Here is a 19,072-nt window from a genome sequence, read left to right on the forward strand (position 1 = left end):
GATGGCCACGGAACTGTCAGAAGGGCATATCCTGTCGGGAAAGATCATGACCGTGCAAGGCGCAATCGCTGCGGACCAGCTTGGCGTCACCCTGATGCACGAGCACATCCTCAACGATTGCCGATGCTGGTGGCACGCCCCCAGGACACCGGAGCGGCAATATCTCGCCGAAGGCTTCGTCTGCATGGAAATCCTGAGCGAGCTGCGTCAGGATCCCTTCGTCAACAAGCACAATATCACACTCGATGACGAGCCGCTGGCGATTGCGGAACTGAAGGATTTCGCCAGGGCGGGGGGACAGACTGTCGTGGAGCCGACCTGTCAGGGTATCGGCAGAAATCCGCTGGCGCTGCGACGGATTTCACAGGCGACGGGGCTCAACATCGTCATGGGCGCTGGTTATTACCTTGCATCCTCCCACCCCGAAAAGGTGGCGGGGCTGACCGTCGAAGCCATAGCCGACGAAATCGTGCACGAGGCGCTCCACGGTGTCGATGGGACCGATGTTCGCATCGGCCTGATCGGCGAAATCGGTGTTTCCGCGGATTTCACGGCAGCGGAGGAAAAGTCCCTGCGGGGAGCGGCGCAGGCGCAGGTCCGCACCGGCCTTCCCCTGATGGTTCATTTGCCGGGATGGCTTCGGCTGGGACACAGGGTTCTCGACATCGTCGCGGATGAAGGCGCCGATCTAAACCATACGGTTCTTTGTCACATGAACCCGTCCCACGCGGATATCACCTACCAGAGCGAACTCGCAGATCGCCGCGCCTTCATCGAATACGACATGATCGGTATGGATTTTTTCTACGCCGACCAGCAGGTGCAATGCCCCAGCGACGAGGATGCCGCCCGTTCGATTGTCACGCTGGCGGAGGGCGGTTACCTCGACCGCATTCTGCTGTCTCATGACGTCTTCCTGAAAATGATGCTGACCCGATATGGCGGCAATGGCTACGCCTATATTCTCAAGCATTTCCTGCCGCGGCTGAAGCGGCATGGCCTCACCGACGCCACTCTTCAAACCCTCATGCGGGATAATCCGCGCTCGGTCTTCCAGGCAAAGACCTGACGAACCTATGGAAATGGAAAGATCATGACAAAAAAAGTGCTCCTCGTCGGTGAAAGCTGGGTCAGCTCCGCCACCCACTACAAGGGCTTCGATCAATTTGGCAGCGTGACGTTTCACCTCGGTGCCGAACCGCTGGTGAAAGCGCTAGAGGGCAGCGAATATGAGCTGACTTACATGACTGCCCATGATGCGGTGGAGAAATTTCCCTTCGAGATGGCGGGGCTAGACGCGTATGACGTCATCATTCTCTCGGATATCGGGGCAAATTCTCTCCTGCTGCCGCCGGCCGTCTGGCTGCAGTCAAAGACCGTGCCGAACCGTTTGAAGCTTATCAAGGCATGGGTGGAAAAGGGTGGCGGCCTGCTGATGGTGGGCGGCTATTTCTCCTTCCAGGGTATCGACGGCAAGGCCCGCTGGCGCCGCACGCCGGTGGAAGATACGTTGCCCGTCACCTGCCTTCCATGGGACGACCGCGTGGAAATCCCGGAAGGCTCGACGGCCGATATTCTGAAACCCGACCATCCGACCGTGGCGGGCCTTTCCGGCGAATGGCCGCTACTGCTTGGTGTCAACGAGGTGGAGGTGCGTGACCGCGCCGATGTCGAGGTGGTTGCCCGTCTGCCGGAAGATCAGGGTTCCCATCCGCTGCTCGTCACCGGTCGGTTCGGCAAGGGCCGCACGGCCGCATGGACATCCGACATTGGTCCGCACTGGCTTTCTCCAGCCTTCTGCGAATGGGATGGCTATGGGCGGCTGTGGAAGAACATTCTCGGCTGGCTGACGGAAAAGCCGTGACCAGAGCGGCTACGCCTGCAAAATGGTCATCAGTTCTTGACGACTGGGAAAGGCATCCTGCGTGCCCCGACGGCCAACCGTGATGGCTGCGGCCCTTGAGGCATCCTCAAGGGCACGCGCGTCCACGGCGACGCCGCGAAGCATGGCGGAGGCAAGCGCAACACCCGTGAAGCAATCGCCGGCGCCCGTGGTGTCGACGATTGTGGCGGGCGCAGCGGGCACCTCGATAGCGCCTTGGGCGGACACGAGCGCACAGCCTTGTCCGCCGAGCGTGACGATGACGAGGCCGACACCGGCGCGCAGCAGGCACGCTCCGGCATCGGACCCTCTCTCACCCGTCAGCGCCTCGGCCTCGAGGCGGTTGAGGACGGCGATATCGATGAACGGCAGGACGCTTGCAAACCAGGGCTGAAGCGGCGACGGATTGAAAGCCGTCTTTAGTCCCTTCGATCTCGCCGCATTGAGAATGGCAAGGGTCGTTTCTTCCGAAAGATTGCCCTGCAAAACGAGGAGGTCACCGGAGACGGCGACGGCAAGGGCGTCCAAGGCAGCTTTCTGATCGAGCGCTGCCGCTGCCGAACGGGTAGTGATGATCGAGTTTTCACCGTCGGGGGTGGTCAGGATGATGGAGATATCGCTGGTGGGGCTATCGACGGAAATGAGCTTTGGTGTCAGGCGCTCGCGGGTGAGTGCCTTTTCGATCGCAATCGCACGCTCATCGCTGCCGACGGCGGCGACGAGCGTGGTTTCGACACCGCATCTCGAAAGAACAATGGCCTGGTTGCAGCCTTTGCCACCGAGACTGCGCGAGGCCTGCTCGCCAAAGATTGAAGCGCCCGCATCCGGCAGTGCGGCAATGGAATAGGTTTCATCAAGTGCGATATTGCCGATAACAAAGGCACGCATGAAAAACTTTCGAAAGGGACTGAAATGCAGACCATATCCGACAACGCGGCCAATGCTATCAAGGAAATTTTCGGTCGCAACAAGGCGCTGATCGGCATGATACATTGCCCGGCCTTTCCCGGAGCGCCGCGTTATCGGAACGCAAGCATGGATGCGATCTACGATGCGTGCATGCGCGACGCCGAACGCCTTGTTGAAGGCGGCATGCACGGTCTGATCGTCGAAAACCACGGTGACGTTCCCTTCTCCAAACCAGACGATATCGGACCGGAAACCTCAGCCTTCATGAGTGTGGTGACGGACCGCATCGTTCGCGCCGCCGGCGTGCCCGTTGGTATCAATGTGCTGGCCAATGCTCCCATCCCTGCCCTTGCAATCGCCATGGCGGGCGGCGCAAAATTTATCCGCGTCAATCAATGGGCAAACGCCTATGTGGCCAATGAGGGCTTCATGGAGGGACGTGCAGCCGAGGCGATGCGCTACCGTTCATTGCTGAGGGCGGAGCACATCAAGGTTTTTGCCGACAGCCATGTGAAGCACGGCGCCCACGCCATCACGGCGGATCGCAGCATTGATGAGCTGACGCGCGATCTCGCCTTCTTCGACGCCGATGCCGTGATAGCGACAGGACAGCGGACCGGAAACAGCGCGTCTCTTGAAGAGATCGAGGAGATCGGCGCGGCCACGCATCTGCCGCTTCTGGTCGGCTCAGGGGTCAACGAAGGCAATATTATCGAAATCCTCAAACGCACCAATGGCGTAATCGTGGCGTCATCGCTGAAGGAAGGCGGCGTCTGGTGGAACCCGGTCGAACTGTCCCGGGTACGTTCTTTCGTTGCAGCGGCTCAGCCCGGCCTCGATGGCTGAAAAGGAGACAGCAATGGCAAAACTTTCGATCAACGGCGAAAGACTGCTCGCAAATCTCGATCGATTTGCGGCGATCGGCGCGACTGAAAAGGGCGGCGTCAACCGGCAGGCGCTGACCGCACTGGATCGTGAGGCGAGACGACTGCTGGCGAAACTCGCCATTGATCGGGGGTTTTCCGTGTTTCAGGATCCCCTTGCCAATCTTTTCATTCGGAGGAGTGGCCGCGACGAGAGCCTTGCACCGCTTCTGATCGGCAGCCATCTGGATAGCCAGCCGTCAGGCGGCCGGTTTGATGGAGCGCTGGGAACGCTTTCGGCATTCGAGATTCTCGAAACGCTCGAAGATTTCGGAATAGATACGGAGCGCCCCATTGAGGTGGTCGCCTTCACCAATGAGGAAGGCTGCCGCTTCGCTCCCGGCTGCATGGGCTCCATGGCTTTTGCTTCCGGTAATATCCCCGAAAACTGGCTTCATCTTGCGGCAACGGATGACGGCGCCGGTTTTGCAGGTGAGCTTGACGCCACCCTGAAAAGCCTGCCGGAAGCGACCATGCGCGATCTTGGTTTTCCGGTCTTTGCTTTTGTCGAGGTACATATAGAGCAGGGTCCATCCCTTGAAAAACAGGGCGTGCCCATCGGGATTGTGACGGGCATACAGGGTACACGCTGGCTGGAGGTGTCAATCACCGGCCAGACTGCTCATGCCGGCACAACAGCCCTAGCATATAGACGCGATCCTTTTCATGCCGCGGTCAATGCGCTGGGATCGCTTTTCCCCGCCATGATGCCGCTGGATCCTGCGGCCCGGTTCACCGTTGGCCGAATGGCGTTGCAGCCCGGTGCCGTGAACGCCATTCCACAATCCGTGACTTTCACCGTCGATATCAGACATCCCTCATCAGAAACACTCGACGAAATGGAGAGCAAAATCCGCGCGATCGTGCACGACGCTGCGATGGACCAAAAATGCGAAGCGACGATTGGACAGATATTCGACATGCCGCCGGCGAATTTCCAGGATGGCATCGTGTCGGCATTGGGCCGCGCCGCACGGGAGCGCGGTTTTTCGACCGAACGCATGTTGTCAGGCGCATTCCACGATGCACTTTTCATGAACAGGGTCGCACCATCGGCCATGATTTTTGTGCCGTGCCGCGACGGTCTCAGTCATAACGAGGCAGAGCATGTTGAACCTGAACATAGCATAGCGGGATGCAACATGCTTTTCGCTTCGGTTCTTCAAATCCTGTCATAGGTCACCTTCGACGACCGTGGGACAGGATGCTTGCGCATGGCCTGATCAGCTCGCTGGGCAATCCTGCCATTTTCCACAACGTTATCGGTTTCCGACCGAGCTTCGAGGTTTCAGCTCGGCAGATACTCCGTGCTCCAGCTCTGGCTCGCAACACCGTCCTCAAGCAGCTTCTCGATCTCTTTTTCCGTATAGCCGACCTCTTCGAGGACCTTGACGGTTGAGGCACCGTATTTTTCCGCCGGCGGCGGAGAGACGATCGAGCTGCGGCTGGGGCGAATGGCACAGGGATCGAGCTGCGTCACAACGTGGCCGCTTGGATGGTCTGCATAAATGGAGAAAGAATAACTTCCTCTGTCTACACCGTTCGTCCCGTCGGCTTGCCGTGAATAGCGGGATCGCAACGCGTCGATATTGTCGCAAATCACCGCTCCGAAACCTTCCCGTTGGAGCTTCTCCAACCACGATTGAGAGGTATCGCCGGCAAAAATACTGGAAAGAAATGCGTCGCGTTCGTCTTTCGGCAGACTGGCTATTCCTTTGAAGTCGTCCAGGCAGTCAAGCTTTGGCACATCCTGCTCATTTGAGCTGAACAGCAGATAGTCGCCGGAAGCGGTATAATAAAAGCGGGTCAGGGCATCATATCCCGCCACGTACCGACCGGCAGGTTCGTTGAAGAGACTTCTACCGCGATAGTCATAGGAGAATGGAATCTGGAGGAGCCCGCTGTTTGCAGACAGAGACGTCCGTCCGCGACCAACCCGACCGGTTTTCAGTTTTTGGTAAAGGGCCGCCGCGACCCCCAGTGCACCGCCGAATCCGCACATAACGTCGATCGTACCGACATGCGCATGTTCCTCCGGTTCGTGCATCGAGCCACCGAAACGGAGCATGATGCCGGTCGCTGCCTGGACCAGGTCGTCATAACCGACATAATCGGTCCTCGGGCCACGGCTCACGCCGCTGAAGCAGTCGAGTTTACAGAAAATGGCATTCGGGTTGATCGTTTTCAGCGTCTCGGCATCAAGTCCCATATTGAGGATTTGATTGTCGGGCGCATTCCAGACGATGACATCGACCGACTTTATCAGCGCCTCGAGCGCCTTTTTACCCTCGGGCGCTTTTATGTCGATGAGCGCCGATTGTTTTCCGCGCATGTGCGACATACCGAAAATCACGGTATTCCAGCAATCGTAGAGAGGCGAGGCAGGATCAAGCTTGATCACTTCGGCACCGAAACGCGCCAGATAATAAACAGAATGCGGACCGGCGATCACATTGCAAAGGTCGAGCACACGAACGCCCTGTAGCCAACCGCTGCGATCATCGGGATTGGTTATGCGTGGAAGTTCGGTCTTCTCATTCTTCAGCAGGGATACCGCGGTCGAAAACTCGACCCACCGTCGGGGCATTGGAGACAGCACTTCAGCGCCGCTTTCCTCGAGCCAGACGACCGGACCAGGCTGGATCATGGTCCCATATTCCGGGTCCTTGACATCGATCATAAGGCCCGCCGTCTCAGCGTGGTCGTCGTTGATCCACTCCTGCAGCCAGCGCTGCGGAGCGCCGGGAAAGCCGCCGCGCCCGAATATCCGCTCCCACTCCTTGGCGGTCCGGGTAATGAACACCTCCTTCATTCTTGCCGCGATCTTGTCGGCCCAGAACTTGGGTAAGGGGTAGACGCCGAGCGATACATCGGATTTCCATTCAGAGGTCGGAAGGTATGTATCTTCCTCCTCCGTCAGCCCGTCGGCCACGAGCTCATCGTAGATGCCGAGCGCTTGCAGGCAGCGCTTCGCGTGGTTCTTGTGGCTGGGGCAGACGACGTAAAACATCCGTCCGTCCTTGCAGAGGTAGCTTCTGTAAAACGGATCCAGAAGTTCCTGCAGATCCTCGTAACTCAGGTTCATCGGCAGGCCTTCGGCCCGGCGGCGGGCGATTTCCTGCTCGCGCTGCGTGATATACCGATCCGGGAGCCCTTCGATCTTGATCGAGTTGTAGCACAGTCCTTCCATGACGGCGCTGGCAAGCGGCACCTCGATGTGATCGCCAAGCCCAGTGCGCTCACGCGCCTGCAAGGCGAGGACTGTTGCAGACGACGCCAGCATGGCGCCATAGGCCGAGGCCAGCGGCAGCGGGGAGAAGGACGGGTTGACGCCCATGAGCACCCGATTGAGGCCCATATCCGTAAAAACGCCGGAGCTTGCCGCGATGACGCTTTCATAGGCGCGCAGCTCACGCCTTTCCTCGTCGTTCGAAGCAAAGCCGGGGATGGAAAGCGTGATCAACTCCGGCCGTTCCTGCCGGAGCGTTGAAAAATCTATTCCGAGCGCTGCCAGTTTGCCCGGGCGAAAATTTTCGATGACAATGTCTGCTTCTGCGATGAGCGCCAACGCCTGCTTGCGGCCCTCAGGCACCTTCAGATCGATGTTGACGATGGCTTTGTTGCGATTGAGCGTTGCATTGGCTGGGCTCTGCCACAGCGGGCCGCCAGGGGGATCGATATGCACGACAGTCGCACCCAGATCGCCAAGGATCATGGCGACGGCGGGGCCGGCAATATATTGCCCGAAATCAACCACCCGAACGCCGGAAAGCGGAAGCGTGGACCGTGCGGTCGATGTCATCTCTTTGAACCTCCCCAAGAATTTTCTATGCGTGTGCGTCGGCAATGATCCAGCCGGCCGCCTTTTCGGCAATCATAAGCGTCGGTGCGTTGGTGTTGCCGCTTGTGATCTTCGGCATGATGCCCGCGTCGACAACACGCAGCCCTGCAACTCCGCGTACCCTGAGGCGACTGTCGACGACTGCCGTCGGATCGTCATCGCGGCCCATTTTCGTCGTACCCACCGGATGGAAAATGGTATTGGCAATATCGCCCGCAAGCCGCGCCAGTTCCTCATCACTCTGGAACTGCGGACCTGGCTTCCATTCCTCAGGCCGGTATTTTGCCAGCGCTGGCTGCGACACGATTTTGCGCACCTGGCGGAGGCTTTGGGCAGCTATCCCGCGGTCTTCTTCGGTGCTGAGATAGTTCGGCGCAATTGCCGGCGCGTCCGACACTTTGCCGGAGCGAATCCGCACGCTTCCAACGCTGGTCGGGTTCAGATTGCAAACACTGGCAGTGAAGGCGGGAATAGTGTGCAGCGGCTCACCGAACGCGTCGAGGCTGAGGGGCTGGACGTGATACTCCAGATTGGCATGGGCCTGGCTTTCATCGGAACGCGTGAAGGCGCCGAGTTGCGAGGGCGACATGCTCATCGGACCACTGCGTTTCAACGCATATTCGAGCCCGATCATTGCTTTACCCAAAACGCTGTTGGCGAGCGTATTAAGCGTTTTCGCATTACCGACCTTGAAGACCGCACGAATTTGCAGATGGTCCTGAAGATTTTCACCGACACCTGGCAGGTCGTGTTCGACCTCAACGCCGTGACGCTTCAGCAGTGCGGCGGGTCCGATGCCCGATAATTGCAGGATTTGCGGTGATCCGATTGCACCTGCAGAGAGAATAACCTCTCCGCGCGCCCCAACCTCCGTGCGCTGCCCGTGGCGCTCAACCATGACACCGATGCACCGTTTGCGACCGGACGCCTCTTTTACAAGGATCAAACGCTCGACATGAGATTGCGTCCAGATCGTCAGGTTGGGACGGTTCCGCGCCGGGCGCAGGAAAGCCTTTGACGTGTTCCAGCGCCAGCCGGAGCGCTGATTGACCTCGAAATAGCCCACACCTTCATTGTCGCCGCTGTTGAAATCGTCCGAACGCGGAATGCCAGCTTCCACGGCGGCCTCCGCGAAGGATTCGAGAATGTCCCATTTCAGACGCTGCTTCTCGATCCGCCATTCGCCGCCATGGCCATGCATGTCGGAGAACCGGCTGTTGTCGCCGGTCTTCAGATCCGCGCCATCGTCCAGCCGGTAATGATCCTCATGCGCCTTGAAATCGGGCAGGCAATTTTGCCAGGACCAGGCATCATCGCCGGTTGCCGCTGCCCACCCGTCAAAATCGCGCGCCTGACCACGCATATAGATCATGCCGTTGATCGATGAGCAGCCGCCAAGCGTCTTGCCGCGGGGATAGCGCAGCGCGCGGCCGTTCAGGCCGGCGTCGGGCTCGGTTTTGTAAAGCCAGTCTGTGCGCGGATTGCCAATGCAATAGAGATACCCGACCGGGATATGTATCCATGGATAGTCGTCCTTGCGGCCGGCTTCCAGCAAAAGGACACGTTTTGACGGGTCACGGCTGAGGCGATTTGCGAGCAGACAGCCTGCGGAGCCACCGCCAACAATAACGTAGTCAAAAACGTCGCGGAAAGTTCCGTAACCACCATTCCTCATCGGGTTGCACCCCCATCGCGATGGAACACCACATAATTATAAGATTGGACACTTTGCCGTGGCATGCCATGCTCCCTCCCTGGCTTAATTAGATGCATAACCAACATTGGCTCGTAAAATCCAATGACAAATTCAACCGAGCATTATAAGTGAAATTAATATGCTGGAAGGTATCGATCTGAGAACATTACGGGCGTTTGTTACCGTGGGGCGGGAAGGAAACGTCACCCGGGCCGCCGAGCAACTGCACGTCACGCAGCCGGCGGTGACGCTTCAGTTGAAACGCTTGGCCACCGACACCGGGCTGACCCTGTTCCGGCGAACCTCGACGGGTTTGGAGTTGACACAGGAAGGTGCGCTGTTGGCTGCAAAAGCCGAGCAAGTGCTGGCGGCGCTGACGGACTTCGGTCAGACGGCCGGTAATTTATCGACGAGGGTCCGGGGCAAATTGCGGATCGGCACGATCATCGATCCTGAATTCACACGGCTGGGCGCCTTTCTGAAAGCGCTTCTTGAAAGCGGACCGGGTATAGAAACAACGTTGCGTCACGGAATGAGCGGTGATGTGCCGGAGAGGCTCAAGCGCAACGAGCTCGACGCCGGTTTCTATCTCGGTGACCCACGGGACTATGACCCGTCGCCCGACGTCACTGGAGAGAATACCGCATCGCTTTTCTACGCTCGCTCACTTGCCCAATTGACCTATTGCGTCGTCGCTCCGCCATCGCTCGCAAGCTTTGTGCGAGGGGCCGATTGGTTACAGCTTGCCTCCCTCCCATGGATCGGCACGCCACCCGCATCGGTCCATAATCGGATGCTGGCCCGGCTGTTCACCAAACTTGGCGTTCGCCAACACATCGTGGCCCAAGTGGACCAGGAAGCGTCCATGATCGCCATGACGCGCACGGGGGTCGGACTAAGCCTTTGCCGGGAATCGATTGCCCTGCATGAACAGCAGTCTCATGGACTGGTCATCGCGGACAATGTGAAGCTCTCGACGACCTTGAGTTTCCTCTGCCTGGAAGCGCGTATGGGCGATCCTTCTATCATCGCGGCATTCGACGCAATTAGACGCGTTTGGGTCCAGTAGGCCGGTTGCCGGTCAATGGTGCCCGAGGCCTGTTTCAGAAACACGTGATCTCCGTCGGCCTGTCAACGGTAAGAAGCGAGAGGGCCGGAGACTGGGTTATCTCGGGAACATCGTTTGATCACTGGAGTTAGGGGCGCTTCAACCAAGAGGAGAAGCACGATGCCCCGTGGCGACAAGTCTTCCTATACGGACAAACAGAAGCGCAAGGCCGAGCATATCGAAGAAGGATATGAGGATCGCGGCGTCGGCGAGAAAGAGGCCGAGCGGCGTGCCTGGGCCACCGTGAACAAGGAAAGCGGCGGCGGCAAGAAATCCGGCTCCGGTCGCGGTCATGCCGAGAACCACCCCTCTTCCGAAAAGGGTGGCCGCAAAGGCGGCGAGGCCGCTGCTGCAAGACCGAAGGCAGAGCGATCCAGTTCCGCCAAAAAGGCCGCCGCCACCCGCAAGCGCAATGAGCAGCACGCCCAGCACTAAGCGGGTGCGTAGCAAGGATTTACCGTCAGAAGGAGTTACCGCGATGAAAGTCCAGGAGGTCATGACGCATGATGTGCGTGTCGTGAATGCGGAAGAAACCATTCAGGAAGCAGCCCGCATCATGGCGGAAATCGATGCCGGTGTCCTGCCGGTCGGCAAGGAAGGAAAGTTGGTGGGAATGCTCACCGACCGGGATATCGCAATTCGCGCAGTTGCCGAAGGCAAAGGTCCGGACACCAAAGCGAGCGACATCATGTCCAGGGAAGTGAAATACTGCTTCGATGACGAGGATGTGGAAGATGTCTGCGGCAATCTCGGCGACCAGCAGATCCGCCGTATTCCCGTCCTCGACCGCAACAAGCAGCTGGTGGGGATCCTGTCCCTCGGCGATGTCGCCGTGGAAACCGACGGCAACGGCGTGGGCGAGGCATTGGCAGCGATCTCCCGTCCCGGCGGGACCCACAGCCAGTCAGGCGTGCAGCCACATTAGCCCTATGGCCCCGAGCCTGTTTTGACTGGCTCTACCCATTAGACCATCACCGGGGAGGGCCGCACTCCTCTCCGGGGCAAGCCGCTGTGCGGCAACGGGAGGACCAGGTGTACGACAATCACGGCGCCCATCATGAGGGGAAAGCCCACGCCGCCGGCCATCCCTATGCGGCTTTCGCCGTTAACATGATCCTCAGCCTTGTGGTTATGTACCTCGTCATGTTCTCCATGATCGACGGCTGGGGCGACTTCCGGAACAATCTCAACATGGTCTACATGGCCCTAACCATGGTTGCGCCAATGGGCATCCTCATGCTCGCGACGATGGGTGGGATGTATCCGAACAAGCGGCTGAACCTCTTTCTCCATGCCGGTCTTGCCCTCCTCTTCGTGGCGGCTTTAACCGGTACGCGCAACCAGACCCTGATCGGCGACCGACAATTCATTGCTTCGATGGTCCCCCATCATTCCGGCGCCATTCTCATGTGCAGAAATGCGAAGATCACCGATCCGGAACTTATGGCACTCTGTGCGGAGATTTCCCGCGGCCAGCGCGCCGAAATCGAGCAAATGAACGCAATCGATGAGCGCCTCCACACAGAGATCGGCGGCCCTGCGAGATGATCGACGGCGTCCCTGCCGCGCCTGTTGATGTCGCCGCGTCGTCATCCTGCGTTTCCCGGGGGCATGGCGCGTCACAGGAGTTCCGGGACTTAATATTACATGAGGAGCAATTTTCTGCTGCACGGCCCCCAGCCCTCCTTCGCGCGTCGCGTTATAGGTGCCAAAAGCGAGTGCCCGTGCGTCTATCGCGATTTCCCGAATTCCTTGCGAAGCTCATCCTTCGCATCTTCCAGCACTTCCTTGCGTTTTCCGGGCAACGTCCGGCCAGCACGGTTGATGTAAAACACCAGCATCGACATTGCAGACCGGAAAGGGCTGGTCTTGCGCCTGGAGGATTGTTCCGCCGAGGCTTTCAGCGACCGCGCGATCTGTGAGGGATCGTCTTTGGTGAACACCTCCTTCTCAAGATCGAGCGCATCGCTTTCCCTGGTCACCTTCTGAGACCACTTCTTTTTCTTTTTTGCCTTTTTCATCGTTCTCTCCCGGCGGATCATTATTTTCGTTCGGGGTCATGGGTGTGGTGACTGTCACGCTCACCCCCTCCCCCGGAAACCCTGCTCTTTGAACGTTTGTCATTGTCTGCCGCAGGTTTCTTGATCTCCAGGGGGGCCTTTGCGTTTTCATGGGAAGAGCCCGGCCCGCCCTGCCGGATACTTGCCGGTGTTTTCGTCGAGGTGGACATTTATTCCTCCTGTCGTCGGGTGGCAGCGGACAAGCCGCTGGCCTATTGGTCGTCGCGGGTTTTCATTGCATCGGAAACACGCTTCTTACGCGGGTCCTTGAGATTTTCGCCGACAGCATCCCGATCGTGCTCGGGGTCGTCCGTGGGTTTCATGTAGCCTCTGGGTCGGCTTTCCTTCGGCCCTTCCCATCGCGGCGATTGGTCGGTGGTGCCGGGAGCACCGTCTCGTGGAGAATTATTGGTCATCATTGCCTCCGGTTGGGTTCAACGCTCCCCAACCACTTTGCTGGGGCAATGTTCCGCGAAGACGGGGAGGCAACAGCGGGATTTTTTTCGAAACAATTGCACGCTCCACTGGTTAGGCGACCCAGAATTCAAACCGAGGGAACAGAAGATGACGGATAAATCCGGAAAAACCGATCGCATCTCCAGAATGGCGCATGAGCAGCAGCAGGACTTTCTCCGACGCTCGTCCCTGCACTTCCTGGAATGCGCCATCCATCTATGCGCGACGAATATGAGCATTTCCGAACTTGCCGCACGGCTTGAAAAACAGGCGCAATATTTGCGGCAGTTTGGCTAGGGACAGGCCACTCCATGCGTCAGCGGCGACCATCGTTTCTTGGGAAGACCCGCAATGCCAAGATTTTTCTTCAATGTAATCAGCGGTAAAAACGTCCTTGATGACCCGGAAGGAAGCGAGCTCCCTTCCCTCGACCAAGCGATCGAGGAGGCACGCAAGGACGCCCGCGCCTTGATGAGCGAGGCGATCCTGCAAGGGCGTGACATCTCCGAAGGATGCATCATCATCCGTAACAAGCAGCATGACTTACTGAAAGTCGTCCGTTTCAGCGATGCGCTGGACCGAAAGGACTGAAAGGGCATCATCCGTCCGCATACGGGCCATCAGTGTTTCATATTCTCTTTCGGGGACGCCATAGGTCATGTCGGCGACGTCTTCCAGTATACCGCGATTGACAATGCGGACATTTCCGCGGCTGGCGCGAATGGCATGAATGCCTTCGAGAACATGCAGCTCGTTGGTAATGCCAGGCCGCCGCACCCCAAGAACGGTGGAGAGAAACTCATGGGTAATCGGCAAATCATCCATATCGAGGCGGTCATGACACATCAGCAGCCAGCGTGCGAGCCTTTCCCGCAGACCATATTGCCCATTTGCCAGCACAAGCTGGCTGGCCTGAAGCAGGCAGATGTTGATATAGCCCAGCAAAAGCTCACGCAGTCGCGCGTCTTCCTCCATTTCCCGCCGTATTTCAGCGGCCGGAATCAGGAAGCCACGACCGCCCACGCCCATGACGGTTTCGTCCGGCGTGGTTTCCGCGCCCAGCAGAACGGGCCAGCCGGTGATGCCCTCTCGCCCAACAAGCACGGCTTCAATGCTTTTGCCGCCGTCATCATGAACGACCGTCGATGCAAGACCGGTTTCGATAAAACAGAGATGAGAAATGGGCTTGCCAGCGGCAACGAGCCGATGTCCCGCCGGCAGATCCACGGGCTCCAGCCGCGACGCAAGCTGCGACAGGCGTTCTGTGCCGAGGGTCTTCAACAATCGGTTATAAACAAGAAAATCTGATCCAAGCATAGCGGTTCGCCCGGTCGCCCCTTTGCTCGAAAAAACATCAACCTGCGGCGGTCATATTAGCAGCGGAAAATCCCATGAAAACAGTGAGTACGTTTCCGTACGAATTGGTAGAACGGATCGTTCCTACCGCGCAGATGGACGCAAGTTCAAATTTTGGCCCATTTTTGAGGCAGCATCATATATCGAAACCCGGTCATTGGGTATGTGGACCCCCACCGTCACGGCAGGGGAGAAATGGCCGTATCTGCGGGGAGCCACCACCTTGGCAAGAAGTACGCGCAAAAACCGTCTGCCACCCGCCTTCCAGCCCGAAAGCGCCAGCGCGCCCTCACTTGGCGCTTTGCGCAAGGAAGCGGAAAGCTGTGAAAGATGCGATCTCTACAGGAACGCCACCCAGCTTGTTTTCGGCGACGGCGACACCCGGGCGCGCGTAGTCCTCGTCGGCGAACAGCCCGGCAATGAAGAAGACCTGAAAGGACGGCCTTTCGTTGGTCCGGCCGGTCGCCTGCTCGACGAATGCCTCAAAGAAGCGGGTGTGGATCGTTCGCAATGTTATGTGACCAACGCCGTAAAACATTTCAAATTCGAGCAGCGTGGGAAACGACGTCTGCATGCCCGCCCGAACGGCGGGGAGGTGCAGCGCTGCGCGTGGTGGCTGGGTGCAGAACTGCGGCTTGTCGAGCCAGACCTTGTCGTGGCGATGGGCGCCACAGCCTTTTACGCGCTGACGGGACGCGCAAGCGGCGTGACGAAGGAACGCGGGCATGTTCTTTTGACGCCGGCCGGCACACGCCTTCTCGTCACCATCCATCCATCTTATCTGCTGCGCCTTCGCGACCGGCAGGAGGCGGATCGACAGCGCCGCGCCTTCGTCTCCGACCTGCACAAAATAGGCGAAATCCTTGGCGCGACGACTTAGCCAAACCGGCCTGCCGCAATCGCCCCAAAGTGAGGAACAAGCTTTTCCCATCGTGGTTAGGTGCGACCGAACAGGGAGGCTTGAACACCATGGAAAAGAGCATCGAATATCAAATCATCGCGCATGAGAACGGGTGGGCCGTTGTCGTCTCTGAGGTCATGAGGGCAGTTTACCCCAGCCGCCACCTGGCTTTGGCGGCTGCGAAGCTGCTGGAGAGCAATGTGGTCCCGACGCACGAGGCTGAACGCCTTGCTGCGACCGCCCATCTGACCCTGACCGACACGACGGCACCGAACCGGTTGCGCACCTCCCTGCAACTGATGGTGGCTGTGCCCTATCAGGTGGATATTCCCTTGCGGCGAAGAAGCGAAGAAGTCTGCTTTCCATCGATCAGTGGCCTCGATCTGATAGCCGGCAAAGTATAGACCGGAACACATCGCGGCCTCGCCTCACACCGCGCGGCCGGGATGCGTTCCTGTCAGAAAATAGAGTGCAATCGCAACAGCGAGGGCGAATATGACCAGCGTATAGACCATCATGGTTTTCCACGTCCGTTTGCGCCCTCGAAAATCGCCATCATCTACGCCGATGGGCGAGAATTTCGAGTCGAGCCTTTCACTTAACGGTCGGTTCATATCCTGTTCGGGCCTGATGCTTTCCCGCGGCTCATCAGCCATGTCATTGTTTTTCCCCGCCATCGGATACCTCCCCTATGGATGAATACAAGTTCGCATGGACCTGACCTAAAGACGGATTTGATTGGTGGAAACGGCTTTATGGCTCACGCCCGCCTCCAGACACGCGGCAATCAGGTGTTCCCGCGCAACGGTTGAGGAGCCATTTCGCAACAGAGCGAGGCGGCAACTCCTGAGGGCAAGACGATAGTGGACACCGGTTTTTACCGGCCAGTGTTCTTCCAGCAGAGAGATTGCCTCTTTCATGTCGGCGATCAGAAACTGCCGGCTGACCAGCGAAATCTCAAGCGCACCGGCACCGATCAGCGGAATGGTGGTCATTGTCTTATCTTCCCTCGCTAACACCGGCTCGCATCTCGAGGAAGGAAATCCTTCCAATCCGGAAGACGCCCCAACCCCGCTCATGCGCAATTGTTCCGCCGCAAGACGCTAGAACATCAGATCATTACCTCTCGAATTCGAGTATTGGCCGCTGTTTTTCGGGATCAATTTCTGAAATTGCAGCACTCCCCTCGCGCTTATTTGATAAATTCAGTGACCGGGCGGCTGAAATCGTCTTGCTCAGGCGTTATGGTGGGGAACAGGCACACGCATGCCGATGGTGCGCGAGGAGTAAAGCATGCAGACCGTTAAACGCCTCACCATCGCAATCATCGGCATGACAGATACTGTCACATCGGAAATCCGAATGGCGTGGTTTCATGCCCAAATCGGCCTGGAAGGACCCTACTCCGCCAGCTTCATTGAAAGTGAAGACGCTCTCAAATTTGCCGCGGCGATTATTGACGTTCGTTACGAGGCGGACGTCATGCTGCGTCTCACCGAACAACTGGACGAAGAGGCAATTCCTTATCTTTTTTTCGTGCCAGAGACGGTTATTGACAGCGAGCCGGGACCTTTTGTCCTCTCCGGACGTTCGGAAGACATCGAAAACATTGTTTCCGCTTTGATGGCTCAAGGAGGGGGCATCAGACATTAAAGCGAGGCACGTGTTATGTTGAAACAAGCTGAGGGCGATGGCGAAAAGAATTTTCTGCTTTCTCTTCTGCCAGATGACATCAGGCGTGACGTAACGGGCGTCTGTAAGCCCATCAAGCTCGCATTGGGCGATGTATTGATTTCCGCCGGCGCGCCCGTCGAGCGTGTTTTCTTCCTGTCATCCGGCATTGCCTCCGTCGTGGTCGTCACCAAATCGGAGCGCAAAACAGAAGCGGGGCTTGTCGGGAGAGAGGGATTTGTGCCGACAGGGGCGGTCGCTGGCGCGGAAACAAACCTGACCGAAATCGTGATACAGGCTCCCGGCGAAGCCCTTGTCATGGACATGCGGTCGTTTGAAGCGCTTCTTGAAAAATATCGGGTCTTTTTCGAGATTCTTGTCTGTGCACTGCACATCTCAAGAACGCAGGTGGAATACACGGCGTCTTCCAATGCCACCCAGTCCGTAACGGAGCGGCTCGCCCGCTGGCTCCTGATGTGCCACGACCGCATAGAAGGCAATCATCTGCCACTGACCCACGACTTTTTGTCCACCATGCTGGCCGTCAGGCGAGCAAGTGTAACGGACGCCCTCCACGTTCTCGAAAGCCATGGGTTCATTCGTTCCGAAAGGGGAAGAATTACGATCAGGAACCGCGAGATGCTCGAGAACTATGCGCGCGATCTCTACGGCATGCCTGAACAGGAAAGCAATCGTGTATTCGCCCGCTTTCTGCGCGAATACCAGTCTGAAATCCCGCTTGACGACCTCGTCATTGTCGAAAGCAGCGGGGTTCGGTAGTCCGCACGACCTTCTCAATCGTCGTTCGGTACGCTTCCGAACATTTACGTTTGGCCATTTCCCTATAGTATGGGTTCATCTTCCCTCACGCTGTGAAATGCAGGATGCGTTTCAAGGAGGTGAAATGCACGCCAATCACGAGTACCAGAGTTCCGGAATTTTTCTGAACGAAGACATCAACATCGTTAAGGCAGCCTACGAGAATGTTCTGTCCGCAGAACGCGATCCGGCTTTGTGCCGAGCAGACGTCGCCCGCTATGTCCTGAAAATGTATGATCGCGGCGTTGTCGATCCCCTGAAACTTCAGCGGCTCGCAACTCTCTATTTTCGAACCAAATTGCTTGTCGGCTGATTTTCCAGCCTTACGCGTTGTCGGTTCGGCTTGGTCTCAGGTTCGATGACGTCTTAAAAGACGTTCCTCTACGGTTTCGGATAATCGCGTACCTCGTCATGCCCAGGAACGGAATGATGCGTTCCGGTTTCCCATTCATCCATCCGTGGCGTCACTCGCCTGCAATATGAAAGGCGTCGACGGACGGGGGAACAAACCTGCGCAAGCATGGTTCGGGTCGCTCCACGAACTCATGCCGGACGAGGTGTAACATGACCAGGAAAACACTCCCCATTCCCGAAGAGAACAGAAGCCAGCAAGGGCCCGGCGACAACGACCGTCTGAACACGGAAGAAACCTCCGCCGTCAAGGAACAGAAGGTTTCAACCCAGACCGGGAGGCAGGCAAACATAAAGATAAACACGACACATCAAGGTCACCAGCAGGACAGGTAGCGCCCACCTGTCTGCGGCGTGCGGCCGGCTGTCACCAGCACTCAGTCCAGATTTCGACGTAGCGACTCCCTCGCCCTGTTGACGCGGCTTTTGATGGTGCCCACCCGGCAGCCGCAGATGGCGGCGGCATCGGAATAACTCGTCCCTGCCGCCACGAGCAGCAGAGCTTTTTTCTGGTCCTTGTCGAGATGGCGGATAGCCCTCATGACCTCCTGATGCTGCACACGCCATTCTTGGCTGGCAGGGGTAGACATGGATTGCTCGATACCGACCGGCAAGCCGACGCATTCACGCCTCGACACCTTGTAGCGAGTGCAGAACGTGTTGCGCAAAATGGTGAAGAGCCATGATTTCAGCGCCGTGCCGGGGGTAAAACCATGCAGGGCCCGAAGCCCCCGCAACATCGTCTCCTGAACGAGATCGTCAACATCCTCCTCATTTCTGACGAAGCGGCGCGCAAAAGCCGCGAGGGCCGGCGCCAGCTCCGCAATACCGATGCGCAACTCCTCCAGCTGCGCTTCACTCAATGTGTTTCCGGAAACTCCACTCACAGCGTGCTTGGCCATTTTCCCATCCTTTCACTATGGGGAAATGTCTCGGCGGACGCTTGGTTGCTGTACGCCAACGTACAATGGCGACATCAATGAGGATTTCGACGACGTCGATTGGAAAAGCGCAGGCGCGCGCGAAGCTTTAGATAGGA

The 19,072-nt window shown here is 57.9% G+C and carries 25 protein-coding genes; 15 read left to right on the forward strand and 10 right to left on the reverse strand.

Annotation, left to right across the window (positions count from 1 at the left end):
- The first annotated feature begins 1 nt into the window (after position 1).
- Together AGR7B_RS12550 and AGR7B_RS12555 are read left to right on the forward strand one after the other, a co-directional pair.
- The gene (locus AGR7B_RS12550) at positions 2-1,069 is read left to right on the forward strand and encodes a phosphotriesterase family protein (RefSeq protein WP_080856773.1); all 1,068 of its coding nucleotides are present in this window, start codon (positions 2-4) and stop codon (positions 1,067-1,069) included.
- Positions 1,070-1,093: 24 nt separating this feature from the next.
- Entirely contained in the window at positions 1,094-1,864 is a 771-nt protein-coding gene (locus AGR7B_RS12555) for a glutamine amidotransferase (RefSeq protein WP_080856774.1), read from the forward strand.
- A 9-nt stretch (positions 1,865-1,873) separates the two neighbouring features.
- Here the strand turns inward: AGR7B_RS12555 and AGR7B_RS12560 are convergent, their stop codons facing one another.
- Entirely contained in the window at positions 1,874-2,770 is an 897-nt protein-coding gene (locus tag AGR7B_RS12560; protein WP_065656264.1) for a ribokinase, read from the reverse strand.
- 24 nt (positions 2,771-2,794) lie between these two features.
- Between AGR7B_RS12560 and AGR7B_RS12565 the strand changes: the two genes are divergently transcribed.
- Together AGR7B_RS12565 and AGR7B_RS12570 are read left to right on the forward strand one after the other, a co-directional pair.
- A complete protein-coding gene (locus AGR7B_RS12565; RefSeq protein WP_065656263.1) occupies positions 2,795-3,637 on the forward strand; it encodes a BtpA/SgcQ family protein in 843 nt (280 codons plus the stop codon).
- A 13-nt stretch (positions 3,638-3,650) separates the two neighbouring features.
- Complete coding sequence (locus tag AGR7B_RS12570) at positions 3,651-4,892, forward strand: Zn-dependent hydrolase (RefSeq protein WP_080856775.1); 1,242 nt, start codon at positions 3,651-3,653, stop codon at positions 4,890-4,892.
- 110 nt (positions 4,893-5,002) lie between these two features.
- Here AGR7B_RS12570 and AGR7B_RS12575 read toward each other — a convergent pair whose 3' ends face one another.
- Together AGR7B_RS12575 and AGR7B_RS12580 are read right to left on the reverse strand one after the other, a co-directional pair.
- Positions 5,003-7,516 carry a CoA transferase gene (locus AGR7B_RS12575; RefSeq protein ID WP_080856776.1) on the reverse strand — a complete coding sequence of 838 codons (2,514 nt, stop codon included), beginning with the start codon at positions 7,514-7,516 and terminating at the stop codon, positions 5,003-5,005.
- A gap of 25 nt (positions 7,517-7,541) precedes the next feature.
- A complete protein-coding gene (locus tag AGR7B_RS12580) occupies positions 7,542-9,230 on the reverse strand; it encodes a GMC family oxidoreductase (protein WP_080856777.1) in 1,689 nt (562 codons plus the stop codon).
- Between the two features lie 160 nt (positions 9,231-9,390).
- Here AGR7B_RS12580 and AGR7B_RS12585 point away from each other — a divergent pair, with 160 nt between their 5' ends.
- The 4 genes from AGR7B_RS12585 (at position 9,391) to AGR7B_RS12600 (ending at position 11,907) form a co-directional block, all read left to right on the forward strand.
- Positions 9,391-10,320, forward strand: coding sequence for a LysR family transcriptional regulator (locus AGR7B_RS12585; protein ID WP_080856778.1), 930 nt, complete (start codon positions 9,391-9,393; stop codon positions 10,318-10,320).
- Positions 10,321-10,479: 159 nt separating this feature from the next.
- Positions 10,480-10,794 (forward strand): plasmid stabilization protein, encoded by a 315-nt coding sequence (locus AGR7B_RS12590; protein ID WP_080856779.1) that lies wholly within the window; start codon positions 10,480-10,482, stop codon positions 10,792-10,794.
- 43 nt (positions 10,795-10,837) lie between these two features.
- On the forward strand, positions 10,838-11,284 hold the full coding sequence (locus AGR7B_RS12595; protein WP_078051597.1) for a CBS domain-containing protein: 447 nt from the start codon (positions 10,838-10,840) through the stop codon (positions 11,282-11,284).
- Between the two features lie 107 nt (positions 11,285-11,391).
- On the forward strand, positions 11,392-11,907 hold the full coding sequence (locus AGR7B_RS12600) for a DUF305 domain-containing protein (RefSeq protein WP_080857094.1): 516 nt from the start codon (positions 11,392-11,394) through the stop codon (positions 11,905-11,907).
- 182 nt (positions 11,908-12,089) lie between these two features.
- Here the strand turns inward: AGR7B_RS12600 and AGR7B_RS12605 are convergent, their stop codons facing one another.
- The 3 genes from AGR7B_RS12605 to AGR7B_RS26175 are packed head-to-tail and all read right to left on the reverse strand — an operon-like array spanning position 12,090 to position 12,835.
- On the reverse strand, positions 12,090-12,380 hold the full coding sequence (locus AGR7B_RS12605) for a DUF3175 domain-containing protein (RefSeq protein WP_174044809.1): 291 nt from the start codon (positions 12,378-12,380) through the stop codon (positions 12,090-12,092).
- Between the two features lie 20 nt (positions 12,381-12,400).
- The gene (locus tag AGR7B_RS12610) at positions 12,401-12,589 is read right to left on the reverse strand and encodes a hypothetical protein (protein ID WP_078051594.1); all 189 of its coding nucleotides are present in this window, start codon (positions 12,587-12,589) and stop codon (positions 12,401-12,403) included.
- Between the two features lie 42 nt (positions 12,590-12,631).
- On the reverse strand, positions 12,632-12,835 hold the full coding sequence (locus tag AGR7B_RS26175) for a hypothetical protein (protein WP_035237037.1): 204 nt from the start codon (positions 12,833-12,835) through the stop codon (positions 12,632-12,634).
- Between AGR7B_RS26175 and AGR7B_RS26180 the strand changes: the two genes are divergently transcribed.
- The gene (locus AGR7B_RS26180; RefSeq protein ID WP_245317706.1) at positions 12,828-13,172 is read left to right on the forward strand and encodes a hypothetical protein; all 345 of its coding nucleotides are present in this window, start codon (positions 12,828-12,830) and stop codon (positions 13,170-13,172) included. The two genes, AGR7B_RS26175 and AGR7B_RS26180, sit on opposite strands and share 8 nt — an antisense overlap.
- A 54-nt stretch (positions 13,173-13,226) precedes the next feature.
- On the forward strand, positions 13,227-13,466 hold the full coding sequence (locus tag AGR7B_RS12625) for a DUF6894 family protein (RefSeq protein ID WP_078051592.1): 240 nt from the start codon (positions 13,227-13,229) through the stop codon (positions 13,464-13,466).
- Here the strand turns inward: AGR7B_RS12625 and AGR7B_RS12630 are convergent.
- The gene (locus AGR7B_RS12630; RefSeq protein WP_065656253.1) at positions 13,419-14,192 is read right to left on the reverse strand and encodes a Crp/Fnr family transcriptional regulator; all 774 of its coding nucleotides are present in this window, start codon (positions 14,190-14,192) and stop codon (positions 13,419-13,421) included. The genes AGR7B_RS12625 and AGR7B_RS12630 overlap by 48 nt on opposite strands.
- 262 nt (positions 14,193-14,454) lie before the next feature.
- Here AGR7B_RS12630 and AGR7B_RS12635 point away from each other — a divergent pair, with 262 nt between their 5' ends.
- Entirely contained in the window at positions 14,455-15,111 is a 657-nt protein-coding gene (locus AGR7B_RS12635) for a UdgX family uracil-DNA binding protein (protein ID WP_078051591.1), read from the forward strand.
- 89 nt (positions 15,112-15,200) lie between these two features.
- Positions 15,201-15,536, forward strand: coding sequence for a hypothetical protein (locus AGR7B_RS12640; RefSeq protein ID WP_078051590.1), 336 nt, complete (start codon positions 15,201-15,203; stop codon positions 15,534-15,536).
- A gap of 24 nt (positions 15,537-15,560) precedes the next feature.
- On the opposite strand, the gene AGR7B_RS12645 is transcribed toward AGR7B_RS12640, so the two are convergent.
- Positions 15,561-15,809, reverse strand: coding sequence for a hypothetical protein (locus tag AGR7B_RS12645; RefSeq protein ID WP_078051589.1), 249 nt, complete (start codon positions 15,807-15,809; stop codon positions 15,561-15,563).
- A 45-nt stretch (positions 15,810-15,854) separates the two neighbouring features.
- Positions 15,855-16,127 (reverse strand): DUF982 domain-containing protein, encoded by a 273-nt coding sequence (locus tag AGR7B_RS12650; RefSeq protein ID WP_158080260.1) that lies wholly within the window; start codon positions 16,125-16,127, stop codon positions 15,855-15,857.
- 298 nt (positions 16,128-16,425) lie between these two features.
- Between AGR7B_RS12650 and AGR7B_RS12655 the strand changes: the two genes are divergently transcribed.
- The 3 genes from AGR7B_RS12655 to AGR7B_RS12665 all read left to right on the forward strand — a co-directional run bounded on the left by AGR7B_RS12655 (position 16,426) and on the right by AGR7B_RS12665 (position 17,935).
- A complete protein-coding gene (locus AGR7B_RS12655) occupies positions 16,426-16,785 on the forward strand; it encodes a hypothetical protein (RefSeq protein ID WP_003520657.1) in 360 nt (119 codons plus the stop codon).
- Between the two features lie 15 nt (positions 16,786-16,800).
- On the forward strand, positions 16,801-17,583 hold the full coding sequence (locus AGR7B_RS12660) for a Crp/Fnr family transcriptional regulator (RefSeq protein ID WP_080856781.1): 783 nt from the start codon (positions 16,801-16,803) through the stop codon (positions 17,581-17,583).
- A 124-nt stretch (positions 17,584-17,707) separates the two neighbouring features.
- Positions 17,708-17,935, forward strand: coding sequence for a hypothetical protein (locus AGR7B_RS12665; RefSeq protein ID WP_065656246.1), 228 nt, complete (start codon positions 17,708-17,710; stop codon positions 17,933-17,935).
- 475 nt (positions 17,936-18,410) lie between these two features.
- On the opposite strand, the gene AGR7B_RS12675 is transcribed toward AGR7B_RS12665, so the two are convergent.
- The gene (locus AGR7B_RS12675; RefSeq protein WP_080856782.1) at positions 18,411-18,935 is read right to left on the reverse strand and encodes a sigma-70 family RNA polymerase sigma factor; all 525 of its coding nucleotides are present in this window, start codon (positions 18,933-18,935) and stop codon (positions 18,411-18,413) included.
- Positions 18,936-19,072: the final 137 nt, after the last annotated feature.

Origin of the sequence: Agrobacterium deltaense RV3 (assembly GCF_900013505.1) — a bacterium.
Taxonomy (GTDB): Bacteria; Pseudomonadota; Alphaproteobacteria; order Rhizobiales; family Rhizobiaceae; genus Agrobacterium; species Agrobacterium leguminum.

Coding starts and splice junctions, on each gene's coding strand:
- AGR7B_RS12565 (WP_065656263.1), top strand. CDS start 2,795: ATGCAGACCATATCCGACAACGCGGCCAATGCTATCAAGGAAATTTTC.
- AGR7B_RS26175 (WP_035237037.1), bottom strand. CDS start 12,835: ATGACCAATAATTCTCCACGAGACGGTGCTCCCGGCACCACCGACCAA.
- AGR7B_RS12625 (WP_078051592.1), top strand. CDS start 13,227: ATGCCAAGATTTTTCTTCAATGTAATCAGCGGTAAAAACGTCCTTGAT.
- AGR7B_RS12630 (WP_065656253.1), bottom strand. CDS start 14,192: ATGCTTGGATCAGATTTTCTTGTTTATAACCGATTGTTGAAGACCCTC.
- AGR7B_RS12675 (WP_080856782.1), bottom strand. CDS start 18,935: ATGGCCAAGCACGCTGTGAGTGGAGTTTCCGGAAACACATTGAGTGAA.
- AGR7B_RS12560 (WP_065656264.1), bottom strand. CDS start 2,770: ATGCGTGCCTTTGTTATCGGCAATATCGCACTTGATGAAACCTATTCC.
- AGR7B_RS12580 (WP_080856777.1), bottom strand. CDS start 9,230: ATGAGGAATGGTGGTTACGGAACTTTCCGCGACGTTTTTGACTACGTT.
- AGR7B_RS12595 (WP_078051597.1), top strand. CDS start 10,838: ATGAAAGTCCAGGAGGTCATGACGCATGATGTGCGTGTCGTGAATGCG.
- AGR7B_RS12605 (WP_174044809.1), bottom strand. CDS start 12,380: ATGAAAAAGGCAAAAAAGAAAAAGAAGTGGTCTCAGAAGGTGACCAGG.
- AGR7B_RS12650 (WP_158080260.1), bottom strand. CDS start 16,127: ATGACCACCATTCCGCTGATCGGTGCCGGTGCGCTTGAGATTTCGCTG.
- AGR7B_RS12655 (WP_003520657.1), top strand. CDS start 16,426: ATGCAGACCGTTAAACGCCTCACCATCGCAATCATCGGCATGACAGAT.
- AGR7B_RS12575 (WP_080856776.1), bottom strand. CDS start 7,516: ATGACATCGACCGCACGGTCCACGCTTCCGCTTTCCGGCGTTCGGGTG.
- AGR7B_RS12585 (WP_080856778.1), top strand. CDS start 9,391: ATGCTGGAAGGTATCGATCTGAGAACATTACGGGCGTTTGTTACCGTG.
- AGR7B_RS12550 (WP_080856773.1), top strand. CDS start 2: ATGGCCACGGAACTGTCAGAAGGGCATATCCTGTCGGGAAAGATCATG.
- AGR7B_RS12665 (WP_065656246.1), top strand. CDS start 17,708: ATGCACGCCAATCACGAGTACCAGAGTTCCGGAATTTTTCTGAACGAA.
- AGR7B_RS12555 (WP_080856774.1), top strand. CDS start 1,094: ATGACAAAAAAAGTGCTCCTCGTCGGTGAAAGCTGGGTCAGCTCCGCC.
- AGR7B_RS12660 (WP_080856781.1), top strand. CDS start 16,801: ATGTTGAAACAAGCTGAGGGCGATGGCGAAAAGAATTTTCTGCTTTCT.
- AGR7B_RS12590 (WP_080856779.1), top strand. CDS start 10,480: ATGCCCCGTGGCGACAAGTCTTCCTATACGGACAAACAGAAGCGCAAG.
- AGR7B_RS12570 (WP_080856775.1), top strand. CDS start 3,651: ATGGCAAAACTTTCGATCAACGGCGAAAGACTGCTCGCAAATCTCGAT.
- AGR7B_RS12610 (WP_078051594.1), bottom strand. CDS start 12,589: ATGTCCACCTCGACGAAAACACCGGCAAGTATCCGGCAGGGCGGGCCG.
- AGR7B_RS12645 (WP_078051589.1), bottom strand. CDS start 15,809: ATGGCGGGGAAAAACAATGACATGGCTGATGAGCCGCGGGAAAGCATC.
- AGR7B_RS12640 (WP_078051590.1), top strand. CDS start 15,201: ATGGAAAAGAGCATCGAATATCAAATCATCGCGCATGAGAACGGGTGG.